The 12,733-nt window shown below is 63.8% G+C and carries 12 protein-coding genes; 3 read left to right on the forward strand and 9 right to left on the reverse strand.

The features are described from left to right. Positions 1-235: 235 nt before the first annotated feature. From rplP to J1C49_RS17600, 6 genes are all read right to left on the reverse strand, one after another. Complete coding sequence (gene rplP, locus J1C49_RS17575; RefSeq protein WP_227447147.1) at positions 236-649, reverse strand: 50S ribosomal protein L16; 414 nt, start codon at positions 647-649, stop codon at positions 236-238. Positions 650-652: 3 nt separating this feature from the next. Further along, positions 653-1,366: a 30S ribosomal protein S3 gene (rpsC, locus tag J1C49_RS17580; RefSeq protein ID WP_227447148.1), complete on the reverse strand. Its 714-nt coding sequence runs from the start codon at positions 1,364-1,366 to the stop codon at positions 653-655. Then, positions 1,366-1,746: a 50S ribosomal protein L22 gene (gene rplV, locus J1C49_RS17585; protein WP_227447149.1), complete on the reverse strand. Its 381-nt coding sequence runs from the start codon at positions 1,744-1,746 to the stop codon at positions 1,366-1,368. Before rplV ends, rpsC begins: the two co-directional genes overlap by 1 nt. A 3-nt stretch (positions 1,747-1,749) precedes the next feature. Next, positions 1,750-2,028, reverse strand: coding sequence for a 30S ribosomal protein S19 (rpsS, locus tag J1C49_RS17590; protein ID WP_217777634.1), 279 nt, complete (start codon positions 2,026-2,028; stop codon positions 1,750-1,752). A 3-nt stretch (positions 2,029-2,031) separates the two neighbouring features. Then, complete coding sequence (rplB, locus tag J1C49_RS17595; protein WP_227447150.1) at positions 2,032-2,874, reverse strand: 50S ribosomal protein L2; 843 nt, start codon at positions 2,872-2,874, stop codon at positions 2,032-2,034. 917 nt (positions 2,875-3,791) lie between these two features. Continuing rightward, complete coding sequence (locus J1C49_RS17600; protein WP_227447151.1) at positions 3,792-5,963, reverse strand: calcium-binding protein; 2,172 nt, start codon at positions 5,961-5,963, stop codon at positions 3,792-3,794. Between the two features lie 321 nt (positions 5,964-6,284). On the opposite strand from J1C49_RS17600, the gene ggt reads away from it, so the two are divergent. Further along, the gene (gene ggt / locus J1C49_RS17605) at positions 6,285-7,865 is read left to right on the forward strand and encodes a gamma-glutamyltransferase (RefSeq protein WP_227447152.1); all 1,581 of its coding nucleotides are present in this window, start codon (positions 6,285-6,287) and stop codon (positions 7,863-7,865) included. Between the two features lie 219 nt (positions 7,866-8,084). Then, the gene (locus tag J1C49_RS17610) at positions 8,085-8,630 is read left to right on the forward strand and encodes a DUF805 domain-containing protein (RefSeq protein ID WP_227447153.1); all 546 of its coding nucleotides are present in this window, start codon (positions 8,085-8,087) and stop codon (positions 8,628-8,630) included. A 258-nt stretch (positions 8,631-8,888) separates the two neighbouring features. On the opposite strand, the gene J1C49_RS17615 is transcribed toward J1C49_RS17610, so the two are convergent. The 3 genes from J1C49_RS17615 to J1C49_RS17625 form a co-directional block, all read right to left on the reverse strand. After that, complete coding sequence (locus tag J1C49_RS17615; protein ID WP_227447154.1) at positions 8,889-10,259, reverse strand: glutamate--cysteine ligase; 1,371 nt, start codon at positions 10,257-10,259, stop codon at positions 8,889-8,891. Positions 10,260-10,320: 61 nt separating this feature from the next. After that, the gene (locus J1C49_RS17620) at positions 10,321-10,875 is read right to left on the reverse strand and encodes a hypothetical protein (protein WP_227447155.1); all 555 of its coding nucleotides are present in this window, start codon (positions 10,873-10,875) and stop codon (positions 10,321-10,323) included. Next, entirely contained in the window at positions 10,872-11,594 is a 723-nt protein-coding gene (locus J1C49_RS17625; RefSeq protein ID WP_227447156.1) for a 16S rRNA (uracil(1498)-N(3))-methyltransferase, read from the reverse strand. The genes J1C49_RS17620 and J1C49_RS17625 overlap by 4 nt, the downstream gene beginning before the upstream one ends. A gap of 203 nt (positions 11,595-11,797) precedes the next feature. On the opposite strand from J1C49_RS17625, the gene ubiA reads away from it, so the two are divergent. Then, the gene (ubiA, locus tag J1C49_RS17630) at positions 11,798-12,724 is read left to right on the forward strand and encodes a 4-hydroxybenzoate octaprenyltransferase (RefSeq protein WP_227447192.1); all 927 of its coding nucleotides are present in this window, start codon (positions 11,798-11,800) and stop codon (positions 12,722-12,724) included. Positions 12,725-12,733: the final 9 nt, after the last annotated feature.

The following is a 12,733-nucleotide window of genomic DNA, read 5'->3' on the forward strand; positions in this document are numbered from 1 at the left end:
GAGAGCGGAGAGCGGAGAGCGGAGAGCGGAGAGCGGAGAGCGGAGAGCGGAGAGCGGAGAGCGGAGAGCGGAGAGCGGAGAGCGGAGAGCGGAGACAAGCGGATTGGCCAACGGCTGACAAGACCTGAAACACCGCATCCGAGCGGCCCCGTCAGGACACCGGTGAACTCAAAACAAAATAGACCCCCGCCCATTGTTCGGGCGGGGGTCTCCATTCTTTCGGTGAAGGCCGGTTTTACCAGTCTTCGCGCACGACGACGCGGGTCTTGACCGGAAGCTTCATCGCGGCAAGGCGCAAGGCCTCGCGTGCGATCTCTTCATTCACACCGTCGATCTCGAACATCACGCGGCCCGGCTTGACCTTGCAGGCCCAGCGATCCACGGATCCCTTACCTTTACCCATACGCACTTCGATGGGCTTGGCTGTCACGGGCGTATCCGGGAAGATCCGGATCCAGACCCGGCCCTGACGCTTCATGTGACGCGTCATGGCACGACGGGCGGCTTCGATCTGACGCGCGGTCACGCGCTCGGGCTGAAGCGCCTTGAGGCCGTAGGTGCCGAAGTTCAAGTCGGAGCCACCTTTGGCTTCTCCCTTGATCCGGCCTTTGTGCATCTTGCGGAATTTTGTACGCTTTGGCTGAAGCATGGCTTAGTTCCTCCGACCGCCGCCGGCACCACGGGGTGCGGGGCCGTCTTGCAGTTCTTGCGCCTTGCGGTCGCGTGCCGAAGGATCGTGCTCCATGATCTCGCCTTTGAAGATCCAGACCTTGATCCCGATGATGCCATACGGCGTCTCGGCTTCGACCGACGCGTAATCGATATCCGCACGCAGCGTGTGCAGCGGCACACGGCCCTCGCGATACCATTCGGTCCGGGCAATCTCGGCACCGCCAAGACGACCCGCGACGTTCACGCGGATGCCCAGGGCGCCCATGCGCATGGCGTTCTGAACCGCGCGCTTCATTGCGCGACGGAACGACACGCGGCGCTCAAGCTGCTGTGCGATGCTTTCGCCAACGAGGCGGGCATCCAGCTCGGGCTTGCGAACCTCGACGATGTTGAGGTGCAATTCGCTGTCGGTCATCGCCGCCAGCTTCTTGCGCAACACTTCGATATCGGCGCCTTTTTTGCCGATGATCACGCCAGGACGCGCGGTGTGAATGGTCACACGGCACTTCTTGTGCGGACGTTCGATGATGATGCGGGCAATACCGGCCTGCTTGCATTCTTCGTGAATGAAGTCACGGATGCGATGATCTTCGAGAAGAAGATCGCCGTAATCCTTGGTGTCGGCATACCAGCGGCTGTCCCAGGTGCGGTTGACCTGCAGGCGCATACCGATCGGATTGGTCTTGTTACCCATTAGGCCTGCTCCTCAACCTGGCGCACCTTGATGGTGATTTCCGAGAACGGCTTGTTGATGCGGCCAAAACGGCCCCGTGCCCGCGGACGGCCGCGCTTCATCACGAGGTTCTTGCCCACATAGGCCTCTGCGACGATGAGCTCATCGACGTCAAGGCCATGGTTGTTCTCGGCATTGGCGATGGCGGATTGCAGGCACTTCTTCACGTCCTCGGCGATCCGCTTGTTGGAGAAGGTCAGATCGGTCAGAGCGCGATCGACTTTCTTGCCACGGATGAGCTGAGCGACGAGATTGAGCTTCTGCGGCGACGTGCGCAGCATGCGCAGCTTGGCCATCGCTTCGTTTTCCGCCACGCGGCGGGGATTTTTATCCTTGCCCATGGCTTACTTCCTTTTCGCTTTCTTGTCGGCCGCATGCCCGTAATAGGTGCGGGTCGGCGAATATTCACCGAACTTCTGGCCGATCATGTCCTCGGTCACGTTGACCGGGATGTGCTTCTGGCCGTTATAGACACCAAACGTCAGACCCACGAACTGGGGCAGGATCGTCGAACGGCGCGACCAGATCTTGATAACTTCGTTGCGACCGGATTCGCGCGCTTTTTCCGCCTTCTTGAGGACGTAAGCGTCGACGAACGGGCCCTTCCATACTGAGCGAGACATGGATTACCGCCCCTTCTTCTTGGCGTGACGCGAGCGGATGATCAGCTTCTGCGACGCCTTGTTCTTGTTGCGGGTGCGCTTGCCCTTGGTCGGTTTGCCCCATGGCGTCACCGGGTGACGACCACCGGAGGTCCGGCCTTCACCACCGCCGTGCGGGTGGTCGATCGGGTTCATGACGACACCGCGGACGGAGGGACGCTTGCCCATGTGGCGCACGCGACCGGCCTTGCCGAGGTTCTGGTTCGAGTTGTCGGGGTTCGACACGGCACCGACGGTGGCCATGCATTCCTGACGCACGAGACGCAGCTCGCCCGAGCTCAGACGGATCTGGGCGTAGCCGCCATCGCGACCGACAAACTGGGCGTAGGTGCCCGCGGCGCGTGCGATCTGGCCACCCTTGCCGGGCTTCAGCTCGATATTGTGCACGATCGTGCCGATCGGCATACCGGAGAACGGCATTGCGTTGCCCGGCTTGATGTCGGCCTTCTGCGACGCGATCACACGGTCGCCAATGCCGATGCGCTGGGGCGCGAGGATGTAATTCTGTTCGCCGTCATCATACTGGATCAGTGCGATGAAAGCTGTCCGGTTGGGATCGTATTCGATCCGGACGACCGTGCCGTTCACGTCGAACTTGTTGCGTTTGAAATCGACGATCCGGTAGAGGCGTTTCGCCCCGCCACCGCGGCGTCGTGCGGTGATCCGTCCGGTGTTGTTCCGGCCGCCATTCTTCGTCAGACCCTCGGTGAGGCTCTTGACGGGGCGTCCTTTGTACAGCTCCGAACGGTCGATCAGCACCAGCCCGCGCTGGCCCGGCGTCGTCGGCTTGTACGACTTGAGTGCCATGCTTTCTGTCTTCCGTTAGCTTGCGGCCCCTCCACAAGAGAGCGGCCTATGGTTGGCGGGGTTCGGCCCGCCGGGGTTATAGGCCCCCGTAGGTGCCCGGTGGAGATGGTCGCAAGCGACCAAAAGCGAAGCCCCGGACGAATCCGGGGCCTTGCGGATGCCGCGTGATAGGGGGCTGCCGTCGGGACGTCAAGACCGGTCAGAGGCTTGGCACCGTCTGTCGCGGCTGCGCCGCCATGCGGAACGGGCTTTGCGAGCGCCAAACTGTCAAGACAGACCGCCACGACAATTTCCAAGACGCTCGCGCGGGGAGCCGGGGCGTATCGCAGCGCACAAGATTTCACGGCATGGCCGCAGGGGCACCACAATGCCGCCGCATTCCCCCGGCAAAACGGTCCTTGTAGCTGCCTAATGGCTTCCCTCGGTGTCGCGTGTTTCAGCCCCCACCCAACGCGCGGCACCGAGGTTCACTCCCCCCAAAAAAACACTCCGACAGCCCGATGGCCTGCGCCGCCAGCGCCGACGCACCGCGATCGTATTCGCGCAGCGGGCACCGGCCGGCGTCTGGTGCGATCGGACGCAACAGGCCCGTGCAGAGCCGGCAAGCGGGGCACAGGCCAAAACCATCGCCACCCCGGCGCCGGTCTTGGAATTGCCCCGTCGCCATCATGGTTCCGCCGCATTCAGCCTGCAAAACGGGTCTTGTAGCTGCCTTATAGCTTCCCTCGGTGTCGCGTGTATCAGCCCCCACCCAATGCGCGGCACCGAGGTTCACTCCCTGACACTTGGCCACAAGCCCTGACACTTGTCCGCAAGCGCGTGCCCGCGACATGCCGTGCGCCCAGGTTTCACGCGTCACAGGGAAAGGCGGCGCCCATTACTCGCACCGGACAATCGGGCGAAGACGTCCACCCCGCTCAGAAAATGAAATCCGCAGAGGTCAGCGTCACAGATCCGTTTGCGCCGAGCAGCGTGATGCTGTCGAGCACACCAATCTGCACCACCAGATCGCCGCCGCTGGGCGCTATGCTGACATCGGCGATGGAGTTGACGCCGGGAATCGCCGCGACGTGCAACAGGTCCGAGCCGTCCTCGAAATCGTTGATCGTGTCATCGCCGAAGCCGGATTCGAAAATGAACTGATCTGCGCCCGTGCCGCCCACGAGCTCGTCATTGCCAGCCCCCCCGAACAACAGGTCCCCTGCCCCTCCGCCGTCGAGATAATCGTCGCCATCCTCGCCAAAAAGCCGGTTGCCGGCGCTGGACCCGACGATGCGGTCGCCCAGCGCGGAGCCCGAGACCCGCTCAATGGAAATGAGAGTATCGCCCGCCGCGTCGCCGCCGGAGGTGAACCCGGTGCCGAGGTTGATGATGACCCGGGCGCTTGATCCCCCGTAATCCGCCGTGTCCGCGCCGCTTCCGCCGTTGAGCGTGTCGGCCCCCTCGCCGCCACGCAACGTGTCGTTCCCGCCTTCTGCGCGCAGGCTGTCATCGCCGCTGTCACCGCGCAGGACGTTTGGACCCGAACTGCCGACGAGCAGGTCATTGCCAGCCCCGCCGTAAACGCCTTCGAGATCGCTTCCCGCATCGCCCTCTGCGTGGCCGCCGGAAAAGAAATTGACGCCGATATTGACGACGACGCGGTCGGGGCTTGCTCCGTAATTGACAACGTCGACACCGCTGCCGCCTCGGATGGTATCAGCCCCCGCACCCGGCAGGATCGTGTCATCGCCCGAGCCTCCGATCAGACTGTCCGAAGACTCGCCGCTGAGCAGAATATCGTTATCCGCGCCGCCATCCGCGATGTTGCGCGCGCCGGCAAAACCACCCGTTGTCAGAAAGTCGTTGCCCGTGCCCCCCTCAATCGTGTCGTTGCCCGTGCCACCGGCGATGTTGTCGCCATCGGCGCCGCCGTGCAGCCAGTCATCGCCGTCATCGCCCGTAATCGTGTCGACACCGAAACTCCCGAAGATCTTGTCGTCACCAGCGCCCCCGGTCAGTTCGTCATTGCCGGAAAACCCGAACAGCGCATTGTCCCCGACATTGCCTTCGATCCGGTTGCCCGAGGCATTGCCCGCGCCGCGGAAACTCCCCGATCCGCGCAGGCTCAGGTTCTCGATATCCGGATCGGAGATGTGAAAATCGCTCCAGGCGAGCACGAAATCCGTTCCACCGCCAGGCTCCTCGGCGACGAAGATCTCGTCACTGTCCAGAAGATAGAGGTCATCGCCCGCACCGCCACGCAGCGCGCCTTCGGTGATGATCCCGCCGCGGCTGTCGATCGTGTCGCTGCCTCCGCCAAGGTCGACATTGCCGATGATCGTGCCGAGATTGATCAGTTCGTCATCGCCACCTTCGGTTTCAATCGCGCGGGTCTCGCCCTGAATGGTACCGGTATTGCGGATCGACACCTGCCCGTCATCCTCGAACTCGATGGCGGTCGCATCGGCGCTGATGATGCCGGAGTTGAAGAAATCGGTGGTGGACCCGTCGCCCGCCGCGATCAGGAACGCGTCGAGATCGCCGCTCAGAACCTCGCCGGTATTGTTGAAGGTGATGTCGCCCGTCGCGGATTCGGTCCGCACCACAAACACCGAAACATCGTCGGAGGTGATGCTGCCGGAATTGTAGAACTCGACCTCTTCGGTGCCCGTGGCAAGCAGGATCGCGTTGCCCTCATTGGCGGTGATCGCACCGGTGTTGCGCAGGAAAGCCTCGGCGGAACCGTCCGTGGCGCGCATCTCCACGGCATAGTCACGCGAGGAATAGATCGTGCCTTCGTTCACCAGCGAAAAGCGCTGCGAGACGTCGATATCCACGGTGCCGCCAATCGGGTTTTCCGCCGTCAGGTAGCCGTCCCTGCCGACCGTCATCTCGAAGGCGGTGCCGCCCCCGTCGACCGCGGCAATCGTCCCGCCAGTCGCGTTGATATAGCCCAGAACCGTGAGCCAATTCTCTCCGGCCGTGGCCTCGACTCCGTCGCCGCCAAGGACAGAAATCCCGGTATTCGGGGCGATGAAGCCATGCTCGCCCCCGTTGAGAAACTGCGTTGTCGAGACGGCCGCACCAGTGATCGAAAAATCTGCCATGGTTCAAATTCCCCCGAAGTCAGGCATGTCGAAAAGCCTTCTAAAATACAGGCACGGGCACAATAGAGGCCAGAATACCTGTCCCATACTAAGGCCGATTCGGACATTTTGGCAAAATGCGCACGCCGCGCGTCGCCGCCGACGCGCTCTCAAGGCAGCGACGCAGATGGTTTTCACGGCATGCCGGGGCGCTGGTTGTGGTCATGCCAATCCCGCTTGGCTCAACCGCTCCTTGCATCCTGACGCCATCGCCAAAGTGATGGCGAATTGACCCTGACGCCCAACCCGCTAGGTATGGCGCGGGACTTCGAGGGAGAGACAATGCGCGATTTTCATATGCCGGGACGGTCTGCCGTCATGGCCACCAACGGGCTTTGCGCCACATCACACCCGCTCGCTGCACAGGCAGCGGTCGGCATCCTGAAACAAGGCGGGAACGCGGTCGATGCCGCCATTGCGGGCGCCGTGATCCTCGGGCTTGCAGAGCCGCAGATGACCGGGATCGGCGGCGACTGCTTTGCGTTGATCTCACCCTCCGGCAAGGCCAGCGACGTTGTCGCCGTCAACGGGTCCGGCCGCGCCGCCGCCGGCTCCTCTGCCGAGGCGCTGCGCGCGCAGGGGCACGAGACCATCCCGCTGCATTCGGCCCATGCGGTTACCATTCCCGGCGCGATGGATGCGTTTTGCACCATGTCGGAAAAATGGGGCAAGCTGGGCATCGCCGACAGCCTCGCCCCCGCGATCGGCTACATGGAAGCCGGGGTGCCCGTTTCGGCGCGTGTGTCCTGGGACTGGGAGAAAGACGCGCCGACCCTTCAGGGGCACGGCCGCAGCCATTTCCTCAAGAACGGCGCGCTGTACCAATACGGCGATATTTTCGCCCTGCCGGGGCAGGCGGAGGTGCTGCGCCGGGTGGCCGCGCAGGGGCGCGACGGGTTTTACACCGGCGAGGTCATGGAGGACATGCTCAGCGTGCTGTCGGCCATGGGCGGGACACACAGCGCAGAGGATTTCGCTTCGACTCAAACGACGACCGGGGCGCCCGTGAGCGGCCACTACAAGGGCCAGACGCTTCTTGAGCATCCGCCCAACGGTCAGGGCATCATCGCGCATCTGATGCTCAACATCCTGTCGCATTTCGATCTGGCCTCGATGGAGCCATTCGGCGCCGAACGCATCCATATCGAAGCGGAAGCCGCCAAGCTGGCCTATGATGCGCGCGACCGTTTCGTTGCCGATCCCGCCCACATGACCCGGCTCGATCACCTGCTCAGCCCCGAAACGGCCAAGGGGCTGGCTGCGCTGATCGACCCGAACCGTGCGATGCCGTCGGCACGCAGCGCGTCTGAAGCGGTGCACAAGGATACGATCTATATCACCGTGGTCGACAAGGACCGCATGACGGTCTCGTTGATCTACTCGATCTTCCACGGCTTCGGCTCGGGCATTGCCAGCGAGAAATTCGGCATCCTGTTGCAGAACCGCGGCGCGGGCTTCTCGCTCGAGGAGGGCCACCCCAACATGCTGGCCGGGGGCAAGCGCCCGATGCACACGATCATTCCGGCGATGCTCGCCGATGGAGACCGCATCACCATGCCGTTTGGCGTGATGGGCGGACAATACCAGTGCTGCGGCCATGCACGGGTCGTGACCAACATGCTCGATTACGGCATGGACCCGCAGGCAGCGCTCGACGCACCGCGCAGCTTCGCCGAAAAGGGCAAGCTGTCGCTGGAACGCGGGATCGGTGACGATGTGCGGGCGGCGCTGGCCGCCAAGGGGCATGAAATCGAGACCCCCGAAACCGCCATTGGCGGCGCGCAGGCGATCAAGATCCACGAGAACGGTGTCCTTGAGGGAGCGTCGGATCCGCGCAAGGACGGCTGTGCCATCGGCTATTGATCTCGGCTATTGGTCCTAGGCAATCGGTCGCAGCGCCGCGCTCTGACCACCGCGAGCAATACACGCCCTTCCGCCGATCCGCGGGAGGGCGTTTTTCTGTGCGCTCGCCGCTTTCAGCGCCCCTTCGCCCGGCACCGCGCACAGCATTTTCATACGGGTGCCGAACAATTGCCTCACCATGACGAAACACTGCCGGCAGGTGCAAAAGGAGTCGCTACGATGATCGGACCAATGGCTGCGCTGGAATCGTTTCTTTTTAACGCCTTGAAATGGAACGGACGTGCGACCCGCGCGGAATACTGGTGGGCGTGGCTGGCGCGCTTTATCGGATTTTTCGTTGTGATTTTCTGGGATATGTTTGCGGTTTTTGCGGCGGATGCACCACCGGTCAACCCGTTTTCCTATCTGACGATCTGGTTCTTCGTGCTGACGCTGATCCCGTCGATCACGCTTGCGGCGCGCCGCCTGCACGACACCGGGCGCTCATCCATGTGGTGGTTCGTCAACCTTGTGCCGATGGTGGGCGGGCTTTGGTATATCCTGTTGCTCTGCCGCAAGAGCGACGAGGAAGAGAACCGCTGGGGTCCGGCAAATCGCCACAATCGCGGAGGATACGCCCGGTCCGGCAAGCCGAATCCGTATCAAAGCTATGCCGTTCTGATCAATGCCGACCGCCCGGTGAGCGAAGACGAACTCGCCGCCCGACGCGAGGCGATTTCCGATTATTACCAGCGTCAGGTTCTGGGCAAACACGCCCCCGGCTGACCGTCCCTGGTGTCACTGCAAACAGGGCGGGCTTGCCGGTTGGCGCGACGCAAACCGGGGGAAAAACCTCTCGCCCCCACAGACATCTGGCCCGGACAGGGTGTGACCCGTGTTCGACCGCGCCGATATCAGCGCGACGGCACGAGAGCGCGGCCCTTGCAAAGCGACGCGGGCGTGATGCCTCACGAAGCCAAGCTGCTCCCGCGTATGCCAGAGGTCGTGCGACGCTCGATACCCCCTTCCCGGCACACGCCGCGCTCAGTAGCTGTAATCGGCGTAAATCCGGCTCAGATCCCCGTTCCAGTCGCCGTGGTAGCGCCCGAGAAGCTCATCCGCGGGCACCTGGCCCGATTCGACGCTCTCTTTCAGCGCGTTGAGGAAGTGGGTCTCGTCCGGCACCAGACCGCCCGCGCCCGGGCGCGCCCGCGCTTTGAGACCGGCATCGGCAATGGCCACGACCTCGCGCGCCAGATCGTGCATGCAGATGTCGCCGACGCGGGCCTGCAGCCCGTCGACGGATGCCGCCACACGCAACGCTTCGCGCGTCTCCGTGTCCCAGCCCTTGACCAGATCCCAGGCGGCGTCGAGCGCGGCCTGATCGTAGCACAGGCCGACCCAAAAGGCGGGCAAGGCGCATAACCGCCGCCACGGGCCGCCATCCGCACCGCGCATCTCGATGAATTTCTTGATCCGCGCTTCCGGGAAGAGCGTGGTCAGATGGTCCGCCCAATCCGACAGGGTCGGCGTCTCGCCAGGCAAGGCGGGCAGTTCCCCCTTGAGGAAATCACGGAATGACATGCCCAGCGCATCGATATACTGGCCGTCGCGATAGACAAAATACATCGGCGTATCGAGCGCGTATTCGACCCACCGCTCAAAACCGAAGCCGTCGTCAAAGACAAACGGGACCATGCCGGTGCGCGCATCATCGAGATCACGCCAGACGCGGCTGCGCCAACTCTTGTGCCCGTTCAGCTGGCCCTCGAAGAATGGCGAATTGGCAAACAGCGCCGTGGCAACGGGCTGTAGCGCTATCGCCACGCGCAGCTTTTGCACCATGTCGGCTTCGGAGGAGAAATCGAGGTTGACCTGCACGGTGCAGGTCCGGCGCATCATGACGCGACCCATGCTGCCGACCCGCCCCATATAGGCGTCCATCAGCTTGTAGCGGCCCTTGGGCATCAATGGCATCTCGTCATGGCCCCATTCCGGCGCAGCACCAAGGCCGATGAACCCGACGCCGATCTCGTCGGCGATTTCCTTGACCTCCGCGAGATGCTCGTTCACCTCGTCACAGGTCTGGTGGATCGTTTCGAGGGGCGCGCCCGACAACTCCAACGCACCACCGGGTTCCAGCGAGACGTTGGCCCCATCCTTCTCGAGGCCGATCAGGTGGCCGCCTTCTCGGACTTCAGACCAGCCGTGCCGGTCCCGCAACCCGCTCAGAACCGCTTCGATAGAGCGCTCGCCCGCATAGGGCAGCGGCTTGTGGCTGTCCTTGCAGTAGCCGAATTTCTCGTGCTCCGTGCCGATTCGCCACGCGTCCTTCGGCTTGCAGCCATCCGCGAGGTACTGGACCATTTGTTCGTAATGCTCGATCGGCCCGCCGCCGGACTGAGGAATGGACATGGGGGCGCCTCCGCGTCGCTGAATTTTGCTGCGCCAGCCATGTAAGGGATTGTCCCGGGTGTCAATGCAACCGGCGTGGGCGGTTGCCATGTGCGGATGTGGCGGTGCGCGGTGCAGGCCCCGTGCCATCGCGCTGCCAGACAAGCACCGGCGCGGTGCTAGCGCGCGTGGCGTCAACCAGTGCGCCGATGCGCAAACCGGGCAGATGCGCGAAGGCATCAAAGAGCGCTTGCGCCCCTTCGGCATTGGCCGGGATCGCAAGTGAGGGCTGCCCGGGCTGCGCGAGCAGCCAATGCGCCGGCTTGGCGCGCGGGTCGAAGGTGATCGCGCTCAGCGCCTCGAGATCGGCGACGCCTCCGCCCAGCGGCCCGAAATACGTGATCCGGCCCTCCACAACCGAGACGACCCCCGGCCCGCCATGCCCCTGGTCGAAACGCAACCGCTGCACCGCCGTGATGCCAAGCCCGATACCGGCACCGGCCATGGCATAGCCGACCCATTCGAGAAGGCCCGTCCCGCGCCACAACGCCCAGTAGACACCAAGAAGCACAAGGGTCGCGGCGATGAGCACCCCGCGCCAACGCTTGAGCATGGCGGCCGCTTCCGGGCGGATCATCTCCAGTCTCCGTAGTGCATCTGCCAGAGCGCTATCGCCGCCACCGCTGCGGTGTCGGCCCGGAGGATCCGCGGTCCAAGCGCCACCGGGTGCGCAAAGGCAAGCGCGCCGAGCGTGTCGCGTTCGGCTTGCGAAAATCCACCCTCCGGCCCGATCAGTATCGCCCACGGCCCCGCGAGGCCGCCTGTCAGGGCGGATGAGCCACCCGCGCGGGTTTCATCGCAGAACATCAGTTGGCGGGCGGGGTCCCAGCCCCGCAGGAGCGCATCGAGCCTTTGCAGATCGCAGACCTCCGGAACAAACGTCCCGCCGCATTGCTCCGCAGCCTCGACCGCGTGTGCCTGTAGCCGGTCGACGCGGATTCTCTCGGAATTGGTGAACTCCGTTGCAACGGGCAGGATCCGGCGCGCACCCATTTCGGCCGCCTTTTCGACGATGAAGTCGGTGCGGGCCTTCTTGATCGGCGCAAAGCAGAGCCACAGGTCGGGCGGCATGGCAAGCGGTGCCGTCAGCGCCTCACATTCCAGCGTGCCGCCCTTGCGGCCCGCTTCGACGACGCGCGCGCGCCATTCCCCGTCACGCCCGTTGAAAAGCGCCACAACGCCGCCTTGGCCAAGCCGCATGACGCCAAACAGATAATGCGCTTGCTCCCGCGTCAGAGCGACCGCTTGTCCCTGCCCCAAAGGCGCGTCTACATAGAGCCGGATTTTCGCTTTCATGAGGCCAATCTATGACCGCCACCGGCGACAGACCAGAGGCAGAGGCGGAGACGTCGAACAAAAAGGGGCCCCCGTCCGAAACAAGCGCTGACTTGGCCCCGGGGACAGGTCAGGCGCAGACCGCCGGGTTCCCAGACGCAGCCGCCCCGGACGGGAACCCGACGCCTCAGAAGGATGACCGTGCGCAAGCCGAAGATCGCGCGGTGGTGGACGCAAAATCGGGCAACTGGGTCGACACCCGCGCACCGGCATGGGCCCGTCCCTATGCCCGGCTGTCGCGGCTGGACCGGCCGATTGGCACATGGCTTCTGCTCCTCCCGTGCTGGTGGGGTCTTCTGCTGGCCATGGTGCATGACGGTCAGGCGCGCTGGTTCGACCTGTGGATCTTCGTGGGATGCGCCATCGGCGCAATCCTGATGCGTGGCGCGGGCTGCACGTGGAACGACATCACCGACCGCGATATCGACGGCTCCGTCGCGCGCACCGCACTCCGGCCGATCCCGTCCGGACAGGTCACCGTGCGCGGCGCGCTCGCATGGGCAATCGCACAATCGCTGGTGGCGTTCCTGATTCTTCTGACCCTGCCCCCTGCCGCGATTGCACTCGGCGTTCTGTCGCTTGTGCCGGTGGCGGTCTATCCGTTTGCCAAGCGGTTCACCTGGTGGCCACAGGTCTTTCTGGGCATCGCTTTCAACTGGGGAGCATTGCTGGCCTGGACGGCCCATACCGGACAGCTGGAGTCCCCGGCGATCGTGTTGTTTTTCGCCGGGATCGCCTGGACGCTCTTCTATGACACCATCTACGCGCACCAGGACGCCGAGGACGACGCGTTGATTGGCGTGAAATCGACGGCGCGACTGTTTGGCACCGACAGTCCGAAATGGCTGGCGCGGTTCCTCGTGGCCACCGTGGCGCTCATGGGAATCGCAATCGTCGCGGCTGCCCCTGATGGCGAAATCCTTGCGATGGTTCTGATGCTGTGCGGGCCCTGGGCCATGGGCTGGCACATGATGTGGCAGCTGCGGCGCCTCGATATCGACAACACCGACCGGCTTCTGAGCCTGTTCCGCTCGAACCGCGACGCCGGCCTGATCCCTGTGCTGTTTTTCGCCGCTGCACTTTTCGCTTGATTGCGCACC

Source organism: Cognatishimia sp. F0-27, from assembly GCF_020667845.1.
Classification (GTDB): Bacteria; Pseudomonadota; Alphaproteobacteria; order Rhodobacterales; family Rhodobacteraceae; genus JAFMPQ01.

What these genes read in the sequence shown, in the direction of transcription:
- rplP (WP_227447147.1), bottom strand. Translation starts at nt 649, where the DNA reads ATGCTTCAGCCAAAGCGTACAAAATTCCGCAAGATGCACAAAGGCCGG.
- rpsC (WP_227447148.1), bottom strand. Translation starts at nt 1,366, where the DNA reads ATGGGTAACAAGACCAATCCGATCGGTATGCGCCTGCAGGTCAACCGC.
- rplV (WP_227447149.1), bottom strand. Translation starts at nt 1,746, where the DNA reads ATGGGCAAGGATAAAAATCCCCGCCGCGTGGCGGAAAACGAAGCGATG.
- rpsS (WP_217777634.1), bottom strand. Translation starts at nt 2,028, where the DNA reads ATGTCTCGCTCAGTATGGAAGGGCCCGTTCGTCGACGCTTACGTCCTC.
- rplB (WP_227447150.1), bottom strand. Translation starts at nt 2,874, where the DNA reads ATGGCACTCAAGTCGTACAAGCCGACGACGCCGGGCCAGCGCGGGCTG.
- J1C49_RS17600 (WP_227447151.1), bottom strand. Translation starts at nt 5,963, where the DNA reads ATGGCAGATTTTTCGATCACTGGTGCGGCCGTCTCGACAACGCAGTTT.
- ggt (WP_227447152.1), top strand. Translation starts at nt 6,285, where the DNA reads ATGCGCGATTTTCATATGCCGGGACGGTCTGCCGTCATGGCCACCAAC.
- J1C49_RS17610 (WP_227447153.1), top strand. Translation starts at nt 8,085, where the DNA reads ATGATCGGACCAATGGCTGCGCTGGAATCGTTTCTTTTTAACGCCTTG.
- J1C49_RS17615 (WP_227447154.1), bottom strand. Translation starts at nt 10,259, where the DNA reads ATGTCCATTCCTCAGTCCGGCGGCGGGCCGATCGAGCATTACGAACAA.
- J1C49_RS17620 (WP_227447155.1), bottom strand. Translation starts at nt 10,875, where the DNA reads ATGATCCGCCCGGAAGCGGCCGCCATGCTCAAGCGTTGGCGCGGGGTG.
- J1C49_RS17625 (WP_227447156.1), bottom strand. Translation starts at nt 11,594, where the DNA reads ATGAAAGCGAAAATCCGGCTCTATGTAGACGCGCCTTTGGGGCAGGGA.